17 protein-coding genes are annotated in these 17,793 nt (G+C 65.6%); 4 read left to right on the top strand and 13 right to left on the bottom strand.

All coding sequences use genetic code 11. The features are described from left to right. Positions 1-144: 144 nt before the first annotated feature. The 4 genes from FJW06_RS11750 to FJW06_RS11765 all read right to left on the bottom strand — a co-directional run bounded on the left by FJW06_RS11750 (position 145) and on the right by FJW06_RS11765 (position 4,632). Entirely contained in the window at positions 145-741 is a 597-nt protein-coding gene (locus FJW06_RS11750) for a hypothetical protein (RefSeq protein WP_140751736.1), read from the bottom strand. A 4-nt stretch (positions 742-745) separates the two neighbouring features. After that, complete coding sequence (locus FJW06_RS11755) at positions 746-1,219, bottom strand: DUF3828 domain-containing protein (protein WP_140751738.1); 474 nt, start codon at positions 1,217-1,219, stop codon at positions 746-748. A 92-nt stretch (positions 1,220-1,311) separates the two neighbouring features. Beyond that, positions 1,312-2,961, bottom strand: coding sequence for an ABC transporter substrate-binding protein (locus tag FJW06_RS11760; protein WP_140751740.1), 1,650 nt, complete (start codon positions 2,959-2,961; stop codon positions 1,312-1,314). 120 nt (positions 2,962-3,081) lie between these two features. Further along, positions 3,082-4,632, bottom strand: a complete 1,551-nt coding sequence (locus tag FJW06_RS11765) for a trimethylamine methyltransferase family protein (protein WP_140751742.1) — start codon at positions 4,630-4,632, stop codon at positions 3,082-3,084. Positions 4,633-4,722: 90 nt separating this feature from the next. On the opposite strand from FJW06_RS11765, the gene FJW06_RS11770 reads away from it, so the two are divergent. Both FJW06_RS11770 and mutL read left to right on the top strand, forming a co-directional pair. Next, entirely contained in the window at positions 4,723-5,625 is a 903-nt protein-coding gene (locus FJW06_RS11770; RefSeq protein WP_140751744.1) for a LysR substrate-binding domain-containing protein, read from the top strand. A gap of 248 nt (positions 5,626-5,873) precedes the next feature. Further along, positions 5,874-7,748, top strand: a complete 1,875-nt coding sequence (gene mutL / locus FJW06_RS11775; protein WP_140751746.1) for a DNA mismatch repair endonuclease MutL — start codon at positions 5,874-5,876, stop codon at positions 7,746-7,748. Positions 7,749-7,947: 199 nt separating this feature from the next. On the opposite strand, the gene FJW06_RS11780 is transcribed toward mutL, so the two are convergent. After that, on the bottom strand, positions 7,948-8,841 hold the full coding sequence (locus tag FJW06_RS11780) for a DMT family transporter (RefSeq protein WP_140751748.1): 894 nt from the start codon (positions 8,839-8,841) through the stop codon (positions 7,948-7,950). Positions 8,842-8,931: 90 nt separating this feature from the next. Between FJW06_RS11780 and FJW06_RS11785 the strand changes: the two genes are divergently transcribed. Further along, entirely contained in the window at positions 8,932-9,858 is a 927-nt protein-coding gene (locus tag FJW06_RS11785; protein ID WP_140751750.1) for a LysR family transcriptional regulator, read from the top strand. Here the strand turns inward: FJW06_RS11785 and FJW06_RS11790 are convergent. After that, a complete protein-coding gene (locus FJW06_RS11790) occupies positions 9,855-10,457 on the bottom strand; it encodes a hypothetical protein (protein WP_140751752.1) in 603 nt (200 codons plus the stop codon). The genes FJW06_RS11785 and FJW06_RS11790 overlap by 4 nt on opposite strands. 115 nt (positions 10,458-10,572) lie before the next feature. Between FJW06_RS11790 and FJW06_RS11795 the strand changes: the two genes are divergently transcribed. Beyond that, positions 10,573-10,806 carry a DUF2093 domain-containing protein gene (locus tag FJW06_RS11795; RefSeq protein WP_140751754.1) on the top strand — a complete coding sequence of 78 codons (234 nt, stop codon included), beginning with the start codon at positions 10,573-10,575 and terminating at the stop codon, positions 10,804-10,806. Between the two features lie 76 nt (positions 10,807-10,882). On the opposite strand, the gene lpxK is transcribed toward FJW06_RS11795, so the two are convergent. The 7 genes from lpxK to epmA form a co-directional block, all read right to left on the bottom strand. Further along, a complete protein-coding gene (gene lpxK / locus FJW06_RS11800; protein ID WP_140751756.1) occupies positions 10,883-11,911 on the bottom strand; it encodes a tetraacyldisaccharide 4'-kinase in 1,029 nt (342 codons plus the stop codon). Between the two features lie 32 nt (positions 11,912-11,943). Beyond that, on the bottom strand, positions 11,944-13,260 hold the full coding sequence (gene waaA, locus FJW06_RS11805) for a lipid IV(A) 3-deoxy-D-manno-octulosonic acid transferase (protein ID WP_140751758.1): 1,317 nt from the start codon (positions 13,258-13,260) through the stop codon (positions 11,944-11,946). Then, complete coding sequence (locus tag FJW06_RS11810) at positions 13,257-14,036, bottom strand: lysophospholipid acyltransferase family protein (RefSeq protein ID WP_140751760.1); 780 nt, start codon at positions 14,034-14,036, stop codon at positions 13,257-13,259. Before FJW06_RS11810 ends, waaA begins: the two co-directional genes overlap by 4 nt. Positions 14,037-14,041: 5 nt before the next feature. Then, entirely contained in the window at positions 14,042-14,287 is a 246-nt protein-coding gene (locus FJW06_RS11815) for a DUF4170 domain-containing protein (protein ID WP_040986697.1), read from the bottom strand. A 75-nt stretch (positions 14,288-14,362) separates the two neighbouring features. Next, on the bottom strand, positions 14,363-15,172 hold the full coding sequence (locus FJW06_RS11820; RefSeq protein WP_140751762.1) for a 3'(2'),5'-bisphosphate nucleotidase CysQ: 810 nt from the start codon (positions 15,170-15,172) through the stop codon (positions 14,363-14,365). Next, positions 15,159-16,502, bottom strand: coding sequence for a TldD/PmbA family protein (locus FJW06_RS11825; RefSeq protein WP_140751764.1), 1,344 nt, complete (start codon positions 16,500-16,502; stop codon positions 15,159-15,161). Before FJW06_RS11825 ends, FJW06_RS11820 begins: the two co-directional genes overlap by 14 nt. Before the next feature lie 218 nt (positions 16,503-16,720). After that, the gene (gene epmA, locus FJW06_RS11830; RefSeq protein WP_140751766.1) at positions 16,721-17,764 is read right to left on the bottom strand and encodes an EF-P lysine aminoacylase EpmA; all 1,044 of its coding nucleotides are present in this window, start codon (positions 17,762-17,764) and stop codon (positions 16,721-16,723) included. Positions 17,765-17,793 lie beyond the last annotated feature (29 nt).

Genomic DNA, 17,793 nt, shown 5'->3' on the forward strand with positions numbered 1-17,793 from the left:
TGGCAGCTTCGGCGGCCCGTTTATCCTGCAACGTCGAAGATTGGCGAAAGCCGGCGTGACATTTGATCTCCCCCCAAGTGGGGGAGATGGCCGGCAGGCCAGAGGGGGGCGCGAAGGATCGCCGACGCTGATCTTTAGTCACTTTCATTCGCACTGATATTGGCTGAGCGCCCATTCGCCGGTGACCGACAGGAGGTCGGACACCTTCCAGTCGTCGCCGACCTTCTTCAGCTTCCATTCGAGCCGGTGCTGGTGGCCCTCGACGACGAAGGCGACGACTACCTTGGCCTCGTCGCCATTAACCGCCTCGATGGTGCGCAGACTCCGGTCGATGGCGAGCTTGTCATAGTCGGCATTGTCGAGGGCCATGTGGGGGTCGAGGCATTCGCCCTGCCCCGAGGCGCGTAGCGCATCGCTCTTGTCGAGAACGGTCTTCGCCGGATCGACGAAGTTCTTGCGCTGAGCGGGATCGAGCTCCAGCCCAAGATGCTCGTAGAAGGGCTTCACCACCGCCGTAGGCGACCCGGGCAGAACAGGGGCGACAGGCGCCGGTTCGGCCGGCTTGCTTTCCGGGGCAGTGGCGGCAGGCGGCGGCGTGTCGACCGCAGGCGGCGCGCTATTGTCGCCGGACGAGGCTTTTGGCGGCGGCGCGCCGAAGAGCCCCTGCGCAAAGGCGCCGCCACTCAGCCCCGGGGCCAGCATAGACAAGCTCGCCAGCGCGAGGACAGAACGGCGAAGCACGGCATCACTCCGTCGAGGCGCCGCATCCCAGCGCGCTGAGCTTCCAGTCGCTGGTCTTGGAGGTGATGTCGGCGATCTTCCACTTGCCGTCCACTTTCTTCAGCGACCACACCATTTCGCGTTTGGAGTCATCGCCTTCCGGGAAAAGATTGAAGCTTGCCGTCACCTCGGCGGTGTCGCCAGTGACGGCCTCGGTCAGCTTCAGCGTCTTCGACAAGGTCTTCTGGTCGAAATCCTGGGCGTCGAGGCCCGGGTCGAAGTCGATGCAGGACACCTCGTCGGGTTTCTCCTTCTGCGCCTTGTCGTTGGCCTCGAACAGCTTGGTGACCGGCTCGGTGAAACGGTCACGGTATTTGGCGTCCGCCTCGAACTTCACCGCCGGCACATAGAAGAACTTCACGGCGTTGGACGCCGGCCCGGCAAACGCGGCGCCGGGCAAGGCAATCGAGAAAACAGCGGCAAGCACTATCGGCTTCATGCAGGATCTCCGGAGTTCGGTGCGTGGCGGCAAGCCCGCCGCCACGCATCCTGCATATCGCCTTTTTTGCGGCTCATGAAGTCCAGCCGCGCTCAGGCATCCAGCCAGACGTTCTGGAAGTCCATCTCGTAGGTCTGGTGCATCGAGTAATTCTTCACCTTCTTGTTCATGTGGCAGTAGAGCTTCTGCCAGAAGGGCTGGATGATGACGCCGGAGTCCTGCAGGATCGCCTCGACGTCCTTCATCACCTCCTTGCGCTTGGCGACGTCGATCTGCGACAGCGCCTCCCTGAGCTTGGCGTCGAACTCCGGGTTGGAGTAAGCGGTCTCATTCCAGGCCTCGCCGGTGCGGTAGCCAAGCGCCAGCACCTGGACGCCCAGCGGGCGCATGTACCAGATGGTCATGGAATAGGGATATTTCGTCCAATCGTTCCAGAAGGTCGAGCCAGGCAGCACCGTGCGCTTCACCTTGATGCCGGCATCGCGCAACTGGCCGGCGATGGCGTCGCCGGTATTCTTCTGCCATTCGTCCTCGACCGTGATCAGCTCATGTTCGAAGTCGGTCTGGCCGGCCTCCGCCATCAGCTTCTTGGCGCCGGCGGCATCGCGCTCCTTCTTGGGCAGCGGATAGTATTCGGGATGGATCGGGGCGACGTGATGGTTCTCGCCGACCGTGCCGCGGCCATTATAGCCGAGCTGCATCACCTGGTTGTTGTCGACCGCCATCTGCAGCGCGTTGCGCACCCGCTTGTCGTCATAGGGCTTATGGGTGACGTTCGTGCGGGCAACGAGCGTGGTAGCGGTCGCGACCTCCGATTTCACCAGACCCATCTTGTCGAGCGGATCGATGAAGTCGGCCGGCGTTTCGAAATCGAGGTCGATCTCGCCGGAATCGAAGGCATTCAGCGTGGCGTTGAAGTCCGTGCCGTAGTCGATGAACTCGACGCCGTCGAGCGGCGCCTCGCCGCCCCACCATTTGCCGTTCTCGCGGCGCTTGACGACCGCCTTCTGACCCACCGCGTAGGACACCAGCTCGAAGGCCCCCGTTCCGATCGGCTTCTTGATCGGATCGGCGCCGTCCTTGTCGAAGTCGCGATGCACGACCAGCGCCGGATAGTCGGTGAAGCCCGGGATGATGGCGATGTCGGGTTCATTGAGCTTCAGCTTGACCGTGTGGTCATCGACCTTGGTGATCGCGCCGTCCTTGGCCTTGCCTGTCTTGGTGTCGATCAGCGCGCCGACGCGAGCGGCCATCGAGTTGCCGGAAGCCCCCTTCTCGCACCAGCGGTTCAGGTTAGCGACCACGTCATCGGCGTTGAAGGCATCGCCATTGTTCCAGGTGACGCCCTTGCGCAGATGCAACGTGTATTCGGTGGCGTCGTCATTGACGTCCCAGCTTTCGAGCAGCACCGGCTCGAAGGTGAACTGGTGCGTGTAGCGCACCAGCGGCTCCAGCCAGGTGCGGGTCACATTCGCCATCTCCGTCCAGTCATAGGTGCGCGGGTCCTTCTGCGCCTTGACCGACATTGCGACATGCAGCGTTCCGCCCTTCTTGGGCTCGTCGGCGAGCGCCTTGGTCGGCGCGGCAAGGCCGAGCATGCCGTAGGCGAAGGCGGTCGACGCGCCGAAGGCGCTTGCCAGCGCCAGGAATTCGCGCCGGTCGACGCGCCCTGCGCGCGCCTCCTCGGCCATCGCTTCGATAGCGGCCGGGACCCGGTCGCCATTGCTTCTGAACAGTGTCATTCTCTTTCTCCCATTGGTTTCTTCGGGTCTTCGCCCGGTTGGTCTAACTCTTGCTAGAGGATGATCTTTTCCGAAAACCGGTTCCCACTTTTCGGGATCATGCTCCGACGCGGCAATCCATCAACTAATGCTGTCCGGCAGCTTTTCCTCACGCCGCGCGATCAAATCCTTGAGACCTTCGGCGATGCCTTCGTCGAGCTTCGGCTCCTGGTAGTCGGCGAGCATGTTGCGCGCCTTTTCGAGGCCGCGCGTGTCGTGGTCCTTCGCGCCTTCGGCGCTCCACTGCTCGAAGGAATTGAAATCCATGATGTTGGGCATGAAGAAGGCGCTCTCGAAATGCTCGAGCGTATGCTGCGTGCCGAGGAAATGCCCTTGCGGGCCGACCTCGCGGATCGCCGCCATCGCGTCCTTGAAATCGTCGAAGGACACGCCGCCGGCATATTTGTACCAGCCCACCAGTTGCTCGCAGTCGGTGGCGAATTTCGAATAGCCGCAAGTCAGCCCCGCCTCCAGCCAGCCGGCGGAATGCCAGATGTAGTTGGCGCCGGACAGGATCGCGGCATGCATCAGCATGTTCGCCTCATAGCCGGCCTGCGCGTCGTTGAGCTTTGAGCCGACATGGAAGCCGGAGGTGCGCCACGGCAGCTTATATTTCCTGGCCAGCGCGCCCATCAGATACATCATCTGCGCCGCTTCCGGCGTGCCGCCCATCGGCGCGCCGGTCTTCATGTCGACGGTCACCATGAACTGGCCGTAGAGCTGCGGCGAGCCGGGCCGGATGAGCTGGGTCAAAGCCACGCCGGCAAGCGCCTCGGCGTTGACCTGCGCCACCGCACCGACGGCGGAGGCCGAGGTCGAGGCGCCGCACAGCGCGAAAGGCGCCAGGATCAGCGGTTGGTTGTGGCTGGCATAGACCCGCATGGCGTCGATCATCGTGGCATCCCACACCAGCGGCGAATTGCAGTTGGTGATCGCAACCAGCACCGGGTTGTCGCGCACGAACGCCTCGCCAAAGACGATTGCGGCCATCGCCATCGTGTCCTCGGCCCGCTCCTTGGACGTCACGATGCCCATGAACGGCTTGTCGGAATGCTTCAGCGCCGAGTGGATGATGTGGAGATGCCGCTTCGGCACCGCGATTTCCATCGGCTCGCAAATGACCGAGCTCGAGGAATGCAGCGCCGGCGCCATGTAGGCCATCTTGTGGAAATTGTTGAGGTCGGCCAGCGTGCCGTAGCGGCGCCTGTTGTCGAGATCGCGGACATAGGGCGCGCCATACATCGGCACGAAGATGGAGTTCTTGCCGCCGACGCGCACGGTGCGCTCGGGATTGCGCGCATGGAGCGTGAACTCGGCCGGAACCTTCGAGACCAGCTCCATCAACAGCGCGCGGTCGATGCGGACACGCGTTTGCCGGACATCGGCGCCCGCGGCCTTCCAGAGCTCGATCGCCCCGTCGTCGCGGAATTCGCAACCCACTTCCTCGAGGATCTTGAGCGATTCCTCGTGGATCAGCTCCACCGCCTCGTCCGGCACGATCTCGTAGGCGGGAATGTTGCGCACCAGGGTCGGGAAGGACGCGACCGGCGCGCTTCTCAGCGCCTTGCGGCCAAGGCGGCCGCCGCCGCGGCGGTGGGTCGGTTCGGTCAATTCAACGGCCGGTGCGTTCATGGAGGCTCCTTCTTCCCGCCCAACCAAGTTAGCGATACGAAATATGGATGTGACGCTGGAAAATCCTGATCTCTTGTATAAGCTCACCTTATGCGAAGCCTGCGCCATCTCCTGCCCTCCGCCGGCAGCCTCATCGTTTTCGAAGCCGCCGGCCGGCTGTCGAGCTTCACCGCCGCCGGGCGCGAGCTCGGCATGACGCAGGCCGCCGTTTCCTATGCCGTGCGCGGCCTGGAGGAACAGCTCGGCGCCAAGCTGTTCCAGCGGCGCCACCGGCAGGTGCTTCTGACGGAGGCCGGCGAGCGCTTCCATGCCGACGTCTCGCTCGGCCTGTCGCATATCCGCAAATCGGCGGAGGACCTTCGCCTGCAGGCCACGGGAGGGCATGTGACCTTGGCCGCCTCGACCGCTTTCGGCTCGTTCTGGATGATGCCGCGCCTGCAGCAGTTCCGCGACGAACTGCCGGGCGTCGACCTGCGCATCCAGACCGCCGATCGCGACCTCGACATCATCGCCGAGGGGATTCCGCTCGGTGTGCGTGGCGGCGTGCCGCGCGACTGGCCGGACTATCACTCGCTGTCGCTCTCCGAGGAAGAGATCTTCCCGGTCGCGGGGCCAAGCTATCTCGCCAAATTCGGCATGCCGAGGACAGTCGAGGAATTGGCGACGCATCGGCTGATCCATCTGGAGGAGCCCTATCGCGAGGCGCCGAACTGGGACGAATGGTTCGCGTCGGCCGGAACCAGTCTGCGCAATGCGGAGCGCGGCCTGCGCATCAACGACTATGCACTGGTGATCCAGGCGGTGATGGAGGGACAAGGCATCTCGCTCGGATGGCGGCATCTGGTGGAGCGTCTGGTGGCATCGGGCCTGCTGGTGCCGGTGACCGATCATGTCATGCGGACCGGCATCGGCTTCCACGTCATCTGGCCGAAGAACCGCGACCTCAGCGACAACGCGCGCAGGGTGAGGGACTGGCTGGTGGCGCAGGCCTAGTGCGTTTCACCGTTTCACGGAAAGGCGAAACGCCCTATTCTTTGAAAGGCGAAACGCCCTATTCTTTGATTGACGCAATTCCGGACGGAAAACCGCTCACACTTCCTGGAATTGCTCTAGGTTTCACTCGTTCCGCGATGCAGGCAACGCTGGCGGGGCAGCGGGGGCGCGAAGGATCGCGGCGTTAACTGTTGCCAACCTCATCCTGCCCCTCCCCCACGCCGTTCGAATCCGCCTATAATCGCCGCATGCCCATCCGCCAGCTTTCCGAAACGATGATCAACCAGATCGCCGCGGGCGAAGTCATCGAGCGTCCGGCGAGCGTGGTGAAGGAGTTGGTCGAGAATGCGCTCGACGCCGGCGCTTCGCGCGTGGAGATCGTCACCGCCGGCGGCGGGCTGAACCTCATCCGCGTCACCGATGACGGTTCGGGCATTCCCGAACGAGAACTGGCGCTGGCGGTCGCGCGGCATTGCACCTCCAAGCTCTCCGACGACATCCACGATATCCGCTCGCTCGGCTTCCGCGGCGAGGCACTGCCCTCGATCGGTTCCGTCGCGCGGCTCTCGATCCGCTCGCGCACGGCAGGCGGCGACAGCGCGGCGGAGATCGGCATCGATGGCGGCCGGGTCTCGGCGGTGAAGCCGGCGGCGGCGAATCGAGGCACCACGGTCGAGGTGCGCGACCTCTTTTTCGCCACGCCGGCCAGGCTCAAATTCATGAAGGGCGAGCGGGCCGAGAACTCGGCCACCAGCGACGTGGTGAAACGCATCGCCATCGCCTTTCCCACTGTCCGTTTCACGCTTGCTGGCGCCGACCGCTCGACGCTGGAACTGCCGGCAACCAGCAACACCCCCGAGGGCCGGCTTGCCCGCGTCGCGCAGGTGATGGGCAAGGATTTTCCCGACAATGCCATCGCCATCGATGCCATGCGCGACGGCGTCCAACTTGCCGGCCATGTCTCGATCCCGTCCTACACGCGCGCCAATGCGCTTCAGCAATATGCCTATGTCAATGGACGGCCGGTGCGCGACAAGTTGATCGCCGGCGCGATCCGCGGCGCCTTCGCCGATGTGCTGCCGCGCGACCGCCACGCGGTGACGGTGCTCTTCCTGTCGCTCGATCCTGCGACCGTCGACGTCAACGTCCACCCCGCCAAGGCCGATGTGCGCTTCCGCGATCCGGGCCTGGTGCGCGGCTTGATCGTCGGCGCCATCCGCGAGGCGCTGGCCGGAGCGGGCATCCGCGCGGCAACGACAGGCGCCACCGGCATGATGGCGGCGTTCAGGCCGGGCGTCGCACCTTATTCGCATCCCGGGCCGACCAACGGCCACCGCAGCTACGAAGCCGCCTATCACGCTTCCGGCTCCGTCGGCTTCGATCCGTTGCGTTCGGCGCAGCGGCCGCTCGATATGGGCTATGGCGGGGCGAAGCATCAACGCAGCGGCTTTGCTGAGAACGAACAGGCCGCCTTCGACACCGGCCCGCTCGCCAGCGCCGACGCGCGGGCCGGCACGGCCGAGCCGGCCGAGGCGCTGCTCGGCATGGTGCTTGGCGCGGCGCGCGCGCAGGTGCATGAGAACTATATCGTCGCCCAGACCAGGGACTCGCTCGTCATCGTCGACCAGCATGCCGCGCATGAGCGGCTGGTCTATGAGGCGTTGAAAAATGCGCTGCATTCGCGCGCCGTGCCGTCGCAGATGCTGCTTCTGCCTGAGATCGTCGACCTGCCGGAAGAGGACGCGGAGCGGCTGGCCATGCATTCCGACACGCTCGCCAAATTCGGCCTCGGCCTCGAACGCTTCGGCCCCGGCGCGGTGGCGGTGCGCGAAACGCCGTCGATGCTTGGCGAAACCAATGTGCAGCAACTGGTGCGCGACCTCGCCGACGAGATCGCCGACAACGACACCGTCGAGACGCTGAAGGAGCGGCTCGACAAGATCGCCGCGACCATGGCCTGTCACGGTTCCGTCCGCTCGGGCCGGTTGCTCAAGGCCGAGGAGATGAACGCGCTGCTGCGCCAGATGGAGGCGACGCCCGGTTCCGGCACCTGCAACCATGGCCGGCCGACCTATATCGAGCTGAAACTCGCCGACATTGAAAGGCTGTTCGGGCGGCGGTAAGCCCCAAAGCCCCTCACCCAGCCTCCGCTTCGCTCGGCTGACCTCTCCCCGGTGGGGAGAGGAGACCTTCAGCGTCGGCGCCAATCTCTTCTCCCCGTCCGGGAGAAGGTGGCCGCGTAGCGGCCGGATGAGGGGGCAAGAAAAGAGCCGCTCGAAGCGGCTCTTTTCTTGAGTCAGGAAACGACTTCAACCATCCGATTTACCGCTTCAAATTCACCACTATGACGCCACCCAACGCCAGCGCGCCGCCGAGCATGCCGAGCAGCGAGGGCACTTCGCCCAGCCAGAAGAAGCCGATCAGCGCGGATGTCGGCGAGACAAGGTAGAGGAAGTTCGAGGCGCGCGCGGCGGGCAAGCGCGACAGCGCGGTCGCCCAGGCGGCATAGGCGATCAGCGAAGGCACGATGCCGAGATAGACGACGGCGCCAAGGCCGGCAGCGTCGGCGACCGCCGCCTGCGAAAACGCTTCAGGCAGGAAGGGCGACAGGCAGAGCGCGCCGAGCACCATATTGGAAGCGGAGATCGTCAGCGGATGATGGCGGGCAAAGAGCGGCTTCTGGACGATGGTGTTGACGGCGGAACAAAGTGCTGAGCCCAGCACCAGCAGCGCGCCGACGTTGAAATGCAGGCCGTGCCCGTCGGCGACCGCGATGATGCCGATGCCGGCGAAGGAAATGACCGTGCCCAGCCAGGCAAGCCCCGAGAAGTGCTCGCCGAGCAGGGCCATGGCCATGATGGCCGTGAAGATCGGGCTGACATTGATGATGAAGCCAGCCGCACCCGCCGAGACGGTAAGCTCGCCGAAATTGAGCATGGCGGTGTAGAGCGCGACGAAGATGGCGCCGCCGAAGGCAAAGCGCCACAGCTCGTCGATCCTGGGCAGCGCCGGACGCTTCACCGCGAGAAATATGGCGGCCGGAACCGCCGCGATGGCAAAGCGCAGCGCGCCGAGTTCCAGCGGCTGGAAGGCGGCGAGGCCGGCGCGGATCGCCGGGAAGGCCGAGGCCCGGCCGATGACCGTCAACGTCACCGCTACCGCAGCGGTCGTGTCCATGCGCTGTGTCTCATTCAACGTGCCGGTGTAAGCGCTCATTGCCGTAACCTCGTCTTTCTGTGTCATGAATCCAGAAAACGCCATTGCCGGCCAATTGACAAACGACCAATTCAAGGGTCAGCTGTGAGCATGGATCACAGCTCAGACCAGATACTGCCGCTTGAGACGTTGCGCGCTTTTGACGCCGCGGCGCGGACTGGGAGCTTTTCCGCGGCGGCCGAAAAACTCAACGTCACCCATGGCGCGGTGAGCCGCCAGATCGCCAAGCTGGAGGACTGGCTGGGCTTGAAGGTGTTCGAACGCAATGCCCGCGGCGTTACGTTGACGATCGAGGGCAACCGCCTGCATTTGCGGACCGCCGAGGCCTTTGCGCTGATCTCGTTCAACTCCGACCGCTGGGTCGAGCCGCGCGGCACCGCGGTGGTGCGGCTGGCCTCCATCCCGTCGGTCAGCGGGCTTTGGCTGATGCCGCGCATGGCGGCGCTCGAGAACCATCCGACCAAGCTGCGCATCGTGCTCGACGTCGACAACCGCCAGGCCGACCTTGCCGACGAAGGCATAGACCTTTCGGTGCGCTGCGGGCGCGGCCGCATCCCCGGCCGGGTCTCGGTGCAGCTGTTCGAGGAGTATATTTTCCCGATCGCCTCGCCCGAGTTGGCGAAGGAGATAGGGCGAGGCGATCCTGCGCGGCTGCTCAAATTCCCGCTGATCAACGATTCCGACGCGTCCGCATGGCGCGCATGGTTTGCCGCGCAAGACGTCGATTACCGTCCCCGTCCGCAGGACAGGCGTTTCGAGGACTATAATCTGGTGCTGGACGCGGCGGCGCACGGGCTGGGCATCGCGCTGGCGCGGCCGCCGCTGACGGCGGACCAGCTTCAATCCGGCCGTATCGTTGGCGTCGATGGGCGCGTTGTGCTCAATCCGGTATCCTATTGGATGGACCGTCCGGTCGGCCGGCCGCGCGCGGCCGCGGCTGACCTTGCCAGGCGCATTGCCGAGCAGGCAGGGCTTGCTCCGGAAAAGCTCGAAGCTTTCCTGCAGGACGACGTCTAGCGAAGCAACAGCACCATGATCGTCGCGGTCACCGCCGAGACGATGGCCGTGACGGCCGATATCGTCCAGAGCGATACCGCAGCAGCATCCGAGCGCGGCGCATGACCAGCCGGACGGACCGCGGCACCGCGAGGCTGCGGCGCATTGGCGTTCGCCGCGACCAGCACTGCGGCGGAAGCGGCGGGCGGCGAAAATGTGGACAATGCCGGCGCAACCGACGCCCTGGGCGTATTGTCGGCAATCGCTGCCTGCGGTGAGGCGAAGCCGCGCGGAGCCTGATCGGTATCCGTCGCCGCCCTGCCCGTCGCGGACCTTGCCGGCGCATCGTCGGTGGCGGCATCCGGCTCCATGACGGCGCGGTAAGCATCCTCGACCTCTGCGGACGACAGGCGTTGCGACGCCTGGACGGCGGGGCGCGGCTGCGTGCTTTGCAGCGACTGGGCCGCGATTTGCGCCGCCTGCCCCGTCGAGGGCGCCTGCGGCTGGACCAGCGTCTTGATCAAAGCCGCCACCGCAGGATCGGCCTTGGGCGACGGCACCGGCTGCGGGGCGAGCGCTTCACCGATCAGCGCGTTCAAACGGGTCGAGGTGATGTCCATGCCGGCTTCCGGAAACCATTTTGCAGTTCAGCCATACCGGATGAGCATTGCGTCAAGCTTGACGTTGCTTGCGATTTGTGGCGATTGAAACCCCGATGAACGCAAGCGTCCTTTCATGATGAACCGTTTCGAAGGCCCGGGCGGCAGGGAAGCCCGGATCCGCTATCTCGACGGCGACTTTCAGGTCACCAGTCCCGGCTCTTTCGTGCGCTGCGCGGTGACGGGCGAGAACATTCCCCTCGACGAACTCAAATATTGGAGCGTCGCGCGGCAGGAGCCCTATGTGAACGCTGCGGTCTCGCTTGCCCGCGAGATCGAGATACACCCGGAATTGCGCAAGCGGGGATAATTTCGGTTCGCGGAAAACCGTTGCATCGGCTTCCGTGACACGCCTTCGCCCGTCAGCGCCGACCGGGTCCCGAAGCTCAGCCCCGCATCTTGCGCTGGCGCCAGGCGTCGAGCGTCTCGTCTATGATGCGTTCGGGCACATGATCGAGCTCGAACACGGCCTCGATATCGAGCACGTCCAGTTGATCGAGGAAACCGGCGGGCGTCTCGCCATGGCGCAGCCGTGCTGCGTCCTTGGCCGTGGTGACGAGCCGCAGCCCCTCCTGCCGGGCAAGCGTCAAGAGATCGGCTAGCTCGTCCTGGGCGTAGAAATGGTGGTCCGGAAAGGCGCGGGACTGAACCACCTCGCCGCCCGTGTCGCGCACCGTGTCGAAGAATTTCTCCGGATGGCCGATGCCAGCGAAGGCAAGGAAGCGGCCGCCGGCGAAGCGCGACGGATCCGCCGGCTCGACATGCGCCAAGAAGATCGGCCGTCCGGCGCGCGCCGCCTGGCGCACGACGCCGTCGGCGGCGGCCCCCTCGCCCATCTTCAGCAAGCCGCTGGTGAACACGAGCTGGTCGACGACCTTGGCGCGGAGCGGCCCGCCCGGGATGACGCGGCCATTGCCGATGCCGAAGCGGGCGTCGACCACCACCAGCGCATAGTCGATATGGATGCGCGCCGACTGGAACCCGTCATCCATGATCAGAAAGTCGCAGCCATGTTGCTCGATGAGCAGCTTCGCGCCGGCAGCACGGTTCGCCGCCACCGCAACCGGGGCATGTTCGGCCAGAAGCAGCGGCTCGTCGCCGACATGCTTGGCGGCGTCGTGATGCGCGTCGACGACATGCGGCTTGGCGAACGAGCCGCCATGGCCGCGCGACAGGAAGCCTGGCGTGAGCTGCATGCGCTTGGCCTGCTTGGCCAAGGCGATGGCGGCCGGCGTCTTGCCGCTGCCGCCGACGGTGAGATTGCCGACGCACAGCACGGGTGCCGCGACCTTCTCGCGCGGAGCATGGCGCATGCGCCGGCCGGCGACCAGTCCATAGACCGCCGATGCCGGCGACAGCGCAAGCACGCGCCAGTCCGGCTTTTCCCACCAGAAGGGCGGCGCTTCGCTGGTCATCGCAGCTGTCCCACGATTTTTAGCGTCATGCGCTAGCGCCCGTTAGCGCCTTTCAGGCGCGCCTTGACGACCAGGGGCTGGATATAGGGCTCCAGCGATTTCAGCGTGCGGGCGAGCGCGCCGCGCATTTCGTCGACGGTGGCAGCACCCGCCGCCATCATTTCGTGGCGCGCCGCCTCGTTGGTCAAAAGGAAGTTGACGGCGCCGGTCAGCATGTCGCGGTCGCGAACCAGCTTGGCGCCGCCGCTGTCGAGCAGGCGCTGATAGGCCTCGCGGAAATTCTGCACGTTGCGGCCGGCCAGCACGGCGGTTTCGAGCATTGCCGGCTCGAGCGGGTTCTGGCCGCCTTCCGAAGTCAGCGAGCGGCCGACGAAAGCGATCTCGGTTAGCCTCAGGTAAAGACCCATTTCGCCGATCGTGTCGCCCAGAAGGATATCGGTATCGGGCGAGATGCGGTCGCCCTTGCTGCGCCTTGCCACCGAAAGGCCCATGCCGGAAATCTGCGCGGCAAGCGCGTCGGCGCGGTCGGGGTGGCGCGGCACGACGATGGTCAAGAGCCCATGATGGCGCCTGTGCAGGCTGGCATGGACCTCGGCGGCGACGACCTCCTCGCCATCATGGGTCGAGATCGCCGCCCAGGTCGGGCGCTCTCCGACCTGGCGCTGCAAGGTGGCCAAGGCCCGCTCGTCGGCCGGCGGCGGGTTGGTGTCGACCTTGAGGTTGCCGGATACGGTGACCGGCCGGGCGCCGAGCGCGCGGAACCGCTCGCCGTCGACATCCGATTGGGCGATGACATGGGCAAGGTTTTCGAACAGCGCCTCGGCAACACTGGCGCGCTTCTTCCAAGACATGAAGGAACGGTCCGACAGCCGGCCGTTGACCAGAACCTGCGGCACGTTGCGCGCGCCAAGTTCCAGGATGGTCATCGGCCAGATCTCCGATTCGGCGATGATCGCCAGTTCCGGCCGCCAGTGGTCGAGGAAACGACTTACCGCCGGCTTGAGATCGAGCGGCACATATTGGTGGATGATGCGGCTGCCGAGGCGCTCTTCGGCGACCTTGGCCGATGTCACCGTGCCGGTGGTCAGAACGATGTTGACGCCATAGTCGAGGATGCTCTCGACCAGCGGCACCACCGCGATCGTCTCGCCGACGCTCGCCGCATGGATCCAGATCACCGGCCCTTCCGGCCGCGGACGGCCGGCAACGCCGTAGCGCTCGCGCCGGCGGGCGCGATCCTCCTTGCCGCGCGAGGCGCGCCAGGCGACATAGGGTCCGATCAGCGGATAGGCGACCGCCCCCGCATAGCGGTAGGCCGTCAGGGCCACGCGTGCCCAACGCTCGCTCATTTGCCGCCATCCACGAGGCGATAGGCCTCGGCCGTCGCGGCGTTCAGCGAGACGGTTACCTCCTGGCGCTTGCGCTCCATCTCGGCTTCGTCGGCATCGGCCGGCACGAAGACAGGCGGGCCCACGATGACCGCCGAGCGGCCGAAAGGAAGGTTGATGGTGGTCTTGTCCCAGCTCTTCTCCAGCACCTTGCGGCGGCTGGTGGCGATGGCCGAGGGCAGGATCGGCCGGCCGGAAAGCTTTGCCAGAAGGACGATGCCGAGCCCGGCATCGCGCGGCGTGCCGTTCGGAATGTCGGCGATCATGGCGACGTTCTTGCCGATCACGAGGGATTTCTTTAGTGCGATCAAGGCTTTGGCGCCGCCTTTGTCGAGATGCCTCGAACTGTCGCGGCCGCCGGAGCCGCGCACCGCCTCGATGCCGAACTTCTCGAGCATCTGCGCCTGAAGCTCGGCATCGGCGCTGCGCGAGACCATGGCGACCAGCTTCCGGCCCTTGGGATAATAGGCAGGGGTGAGAAGATGCTGACCGTGCCAGAGCGCGATGATGCCGGGCTCGAGATGCGCATAGGCGCCGCCGGCAACCTGGGTCGAGCCATCGACCAGCGGGCTGGTAAGCCGAATCAGGCGCAGGAACCAGGCGAACAGGCTGGCGATGAAGTTCTTGACGAAACTCGACTGCGCCAAAGGCTCGCGGATGCGCCGCCATAACGTGCGCGTTCCGCCGCGCCTGGCGGCGCGCCGCCCGGTCGCCCCGTTCACCGCTTCATGCTCCATCGACGTCAACCGCCGGCCTTTGATTCTGGATCGAGCAAACGGTGCAGATGAACAACGAAATAACGCATGTGGGCATTGTCGACACTGGCCTGCGCCTTCGCCTTCCAAGCGGCGTGCGCCGATTGATAGTCGGGATAGATTCCGACGATGTCGAGCGCGTCCAGGTCACGAAACTCGGTTCCACCCAGCTTTTTCAGCTCACCGCCAAACACGAGGTGCAAAAGCTGTTTCTTTCCGTCTTCCACGGCCATGCCGATCCTTCGCAGATTCATGAGTTTTGTGAAACGTTTAGCCCAAAGCGGCCGATTTTGGAACTGCGGGCCGACTCACCCCTGGTCAATACTGGCAATGAGGCCGGCGAGCACGCCAAGCAGTTCGCCGCTGCCTGCGGCGAGCGCGCCGTGGTTGATTACCTCGCCGGCGTAGCGCGGCGGCTTGCCGGTGCGATCAAGCAGTGCGCCGCCAGCCTCGGTGAGGATCAGATCGGCGGCGGCGATGTCCCAGTCATGCGCGTTCGGCTTGACGAAGGTCGCGTCGAGCTTGCCGGCGGCGATCATCGCCAGCCGGTAGGCAAGCGAGGGAATGTAGGCGGTCCGCCGCAGCCTGTCCCGCCAGGCTTGCGGCATCAGATCGACCAGCGGCTTGGGTCCGCCGATATCGACGCTTTCGCCCAGCGGACGCACATGGATGCGCTTGTCGTTGAGATAGGCGCCCTCGCCCGGCAGCGCCCAATAAGTCTCGCCCTTGGCCGGGCATTCGAGCACGCCGGCGAGCGAGCGCCCGTCCTCGACCACGGCGACGCTGACGCACCAGGAATGCAGGCCATCGAGAAAGCCGCGCGTGCCGTCGATCGGGTCGACGACGAAGGTGCGGCGCGCTGACAGCCTCGCATGGTCGTCGGCGGTCTCTTCCGACAGCCAGCCGTAGTCGGGACGCGCCCTGAGCAAGGTCTCGCGCAGATAGGCGTCCGCCGCATGATCGGCCTCGCTGACCGGCGAGGTGCCTCCCTTCATCCACACCTGCGGATTGTTGCCGAAATAGCGCATAGCGATGGCGCCCGCCTCGCGGGCGGCCTCGCGCAGCAAAGCGAGATCGTCGCCGGCGGCGCTCGATGTCAATTGGTCAAGCGCCGGCAAGGGTCATCCCTTCGATCAGGAGGGTCGGCGCCGCCGTGCCGAAATTGCGGTCGAGGTCGTTCGCCGGCACCATGTTGAGGAACATGGTCTTCAGGTTCGAGGCGATCGTCACCTCGGCCACCGGATAGGCCAGCGCGCCGTTCTCGATCCAGTAGCCGGAGGCGCCGCGGCTGTATTCACCGGTCACCATGTCGACGCCCTGGCCGAAGACCTCGGTGACATAGAAGCCGCGTTTCAGCGACGCGATGAGGTCTTCCGGCGAACGCTCGCCGGGCTCGATGGCAAGGTTGGTCGAGGACGGCGAGACCGACGAGCCGCTGCGCGAGCCGCGCCCATTGGTGACGAGGCCGAGCTCGCGCGCGGCCGAGGTCGACAGGAACCAGTGGTTCAAGACGCCCTTGTCGACCATCAGCAGTTTCTCGCCTTCGACCCCTTCGCCGTCGAAGGGGCGCGAGGCTTGGCCGCGCCGTCGCAAAGGCTCGTCGGTGACGGTGATCGCGGCCGAAGCCACCTCTCTGCCCATCATGTCGCGCAGGAAGCTGGTCTTGCGGGCGACCGCCGCGCCGTTGATGGCGCCGGCGAGATGGCCGGCTATGCCGCGCGCCACGCGCGGATCGAACACCACGTCGACCGGGCCGGTTGCGGCCTTGCGGGCGCCGAGACGACGCACCGCGCGTTCGCCGGCCTTGCGGCCGATGTCTTCCGGCGCGTCGAGGTCGGCGAAATGCTGGCGCGACGAAAACTCGTAGTCACGCTCCATCGCGGTTCCCTCACCCGCAATGACGCTGGTCGAACGCGAGAAGCGCGAGGCGACATACTGGCCGACAAAGCCATGCGAGGTGGCCAGAACCATACCGCCCAAACCGGCGCCGGCGCTGCTGCCCGAGGAATTGGTGACGCCTTTGACGGCCAATGCCGCCGCTTCGGCGGCAAGGGCTGCTTCCTTCAACTGATCTGCCGACACCTCGGTCGGGTCGAAAAGATCGAGATCGCGCAAATTGCGGGCAAGCAGCGCGGGGTCGGCGAGGCCCTGGAATGGGTCCTCCGGCGAGACCTTTGCCATCGCCACCGCGCGTTCGGCGAGCGCCTTCGGATCGGAGGCGGCGGTCGCCGAGACGCTCGCCACACGCTGACCAACGAAGACGCGCAGCGAGACATCCTCGCTCTCCGAGGATTCGGTGCCTTCGACCTTGCCCAGCCGGACCGAGACGCCGGTCGAGCGGCCGCGCACCGCCACCGCGTCGGCGGCGTCGGCGCCGGCGCGCTTGGCCGCCTCGACGAGCGCCGCGACGCGGTCGGTCAATTTCGCGGCGTCGAGCTTATCGGTCATAGGGTTGTTCCTGTTTGTTCAAGCAGTCCGTCAGGCGAACCTCGCCGGCTTTGGATGCTTAGGCACCATCCATAGAAGCCAATGGGGCACCATCATGGATGCAGATGCATTCGCACCATCTATTGTTCCACCGACGCTTGTGCAATGGCGGATGCGGCAATCTCAAGGCAATCGCTGTGGTTCACGCGGGATGCTTTGCCGCAGCGTCATGAAGAGCGTCAGCCGGCCACCGGCGCCCAGATTACGTCATCGATCTTCGTTGCCCCCGTCGCCAGCATCACGAGCCGGTCGAAGCCGAGGGCCGAGCCGCTGGCCTGCGGCATGACGGCCAAAGCGGCGAGGAAATCCTCGTCGAGCGGATAGCGTTCGCCATAGACGCGCTCCTTCTCGTCCATCTCTGCGATGAAGCGGCGGCGCTGCTCGGCCGCATCGGTAAGCTCGCCGAAGGCGTTGGCGAGCTCGACGCCGCAGCAATAGAGCTCGAAGCGCTCGGCGACGCGCGGGTCCTCGGCGCTCGGCTGGGCGAGCGCCGCCTCCGAGATCGGATAGCCGTAAAGGATGGTGGCGCGCCCCTGCCCCAGTGCCGGCTCGATCTTTTCCACCATCACCCGGCTGAACAGGTCGGCCCAATTGTCGTCGGGCGCGGTGCGCAGGCCGGCTCCGGCCAGCGCTCCGTGAAGCGCGTCGCGGTCGGTGCTGCCGTCGACTGAAACGGTCGCGAGCAGGTCGATACCGGCATGGCGCGTGAAAGCATCCGCCACGCTCAGCCGCTCCGGCTCGGCAAACGGATCAGCCTCGCGGCCGCGAAAACGGAAACTCCTGGCGCCGGCCTTTTCCGCGGCGAGCGCCAGGAATTCGGCGCAGTCGTCCATCAGGCGCTCGTAAGTTTCGCCGACGCGATACCATTCGAGCATGGTGAACTCGGGGTGATGCAGCGGTCCGTGCTCGCGGTTGCGCCAGACCGGACCTAGGCTGAAGATTCGCTCCTCGCCGGCGGCAAGCAGCTTCTTGCAGGCGAATTCCGGCGAGGTGTGGAGATAGAGCGGCCGGCGCGATGCGTCCGGCCCGATCGCCTCAGTGGCGAAGGCGGCGAGATGCGCCTCGTTGCCCGGCGAGACCTGCAGCGCCGAGGTCGTCACCTCGATAAAATCGCACTCCGCGAACCAGCCGCGAAGTGCTGCGGCAATGGCATTGCGCGCCATCAGCCGCGGCCGGCGATCGGCGTGTATATCAGGCGTCCACCAGGGCGAAGCGGCTGTCACGGGCAGGAAAATCGCTGCGAAGGCTGGCG

The organism is Mesorhizobium sp. B4-1-3, from assembly GCF_006439355.1.
GTDB lineage: Bacteria > Pseudomonadota > Alphaproteobacteria > Rhizobiales > Rhizobiaceae > Mesorhizobium.

Bases quoted from the DNA above. Each gene is read 5' to 3' on its own strand.
- FJW06_RS11755 (WP_140751738.1), bottom strand. From the start codon at position 1,219: ATGAAGCCGATAGTGCTTGCCGCTGTTTTCTCGATTGCCTTGCCCGGC.
- FJW06_RS11760 (WP_140751740.1), bottom strand. From the start codon at position 2,961: ATGACACTGTTCAGAAGCAATGGCGACCGGGTCCCGGCCGCTATCGAA.
- FJW06_RS11765 (WP_140751742.1), bottom strand. From the start codon at position 4,632: ATGAACGCACCGGCCGTTGAATTGACCGAACCGACCCACCGCCGCGGC.
- FJW06_RS11770 (WP_140751744.1), top strand. From the start codon at position 4,723: ATGCGAAGCCTGCGCCATCTCCTGCCCTCCGCCGGCAGCCTCATCGTT.
- mutL (WP_140751746.1), top strand. From the start codon at position 5,874: ATGCCCATCCGCCAGCTTTCCGAAACGATGATCAACCAGATCGCCGCG.
- FJW06_RS11780 (WP_140751748.1), bottom strand. From the start codon at position 8,841: ATGAGCGCTTACACCGGCACGTTGAATGAGACACAGCGCATGGACACG.
- FJW06_RS11785 (WP_140751750.1), top strand. From the start codon at position 8,932: ATGGATCACAGCTCAGACCAGATACTGCCGCTTGAGACGTTGCGCGCT.
- FJW06_RS11790 (WP_140751752.1), bottom strand. From the start codon at position 10,457: ATGGACATCACCTCGACCCGTTTGAACGCGCTGATCGGTGAAGCGCTC.
- FJW06_RS11795 (WP_140751754.1), top strand. From the start codon at position 10,573: ATGATGAACCGTTTCGAAGGCCCGGGCGGCAGGGAAGCCCGGATCCGC.
- lpxK (WP_140751756.1), bottom strand. From the start codon at position 11,911: ATGACCAGCGAAGCGCCGCCCTTCTGGTGGGAAAAGCCGGACTGGCGC.
- waaA (WP_140751758.1), bottom strand. From the start codon at position 13,260: ATGAGCGAGCGTTGGGCACGCGTGGCCCTGACGGCCTACCGCTATGCG.
- FJW06_RS11810 (WP_140751760.1), bottom strand. From the start codon at position 14,036: ATGGAGCATGAAGCGGTGAACGGGGCGACCGGGCGGCGCGCCGCCAGG.
- FJW06_RS11815 (WP_040986697.1), bottom strand. From the start codon at position 14,287: ATGGCCGTGGAAGACGGAAAGAAACAGCTTTTGCACCTCGTGTTTGGC.
- FJW06_RS11825 (WP_140751764.1), bottom strand. From the start codon at position 16,502: ATGACCGATAAGCTCGACGCCGCGAAATTGACCGACCGCGTCGCGGCG.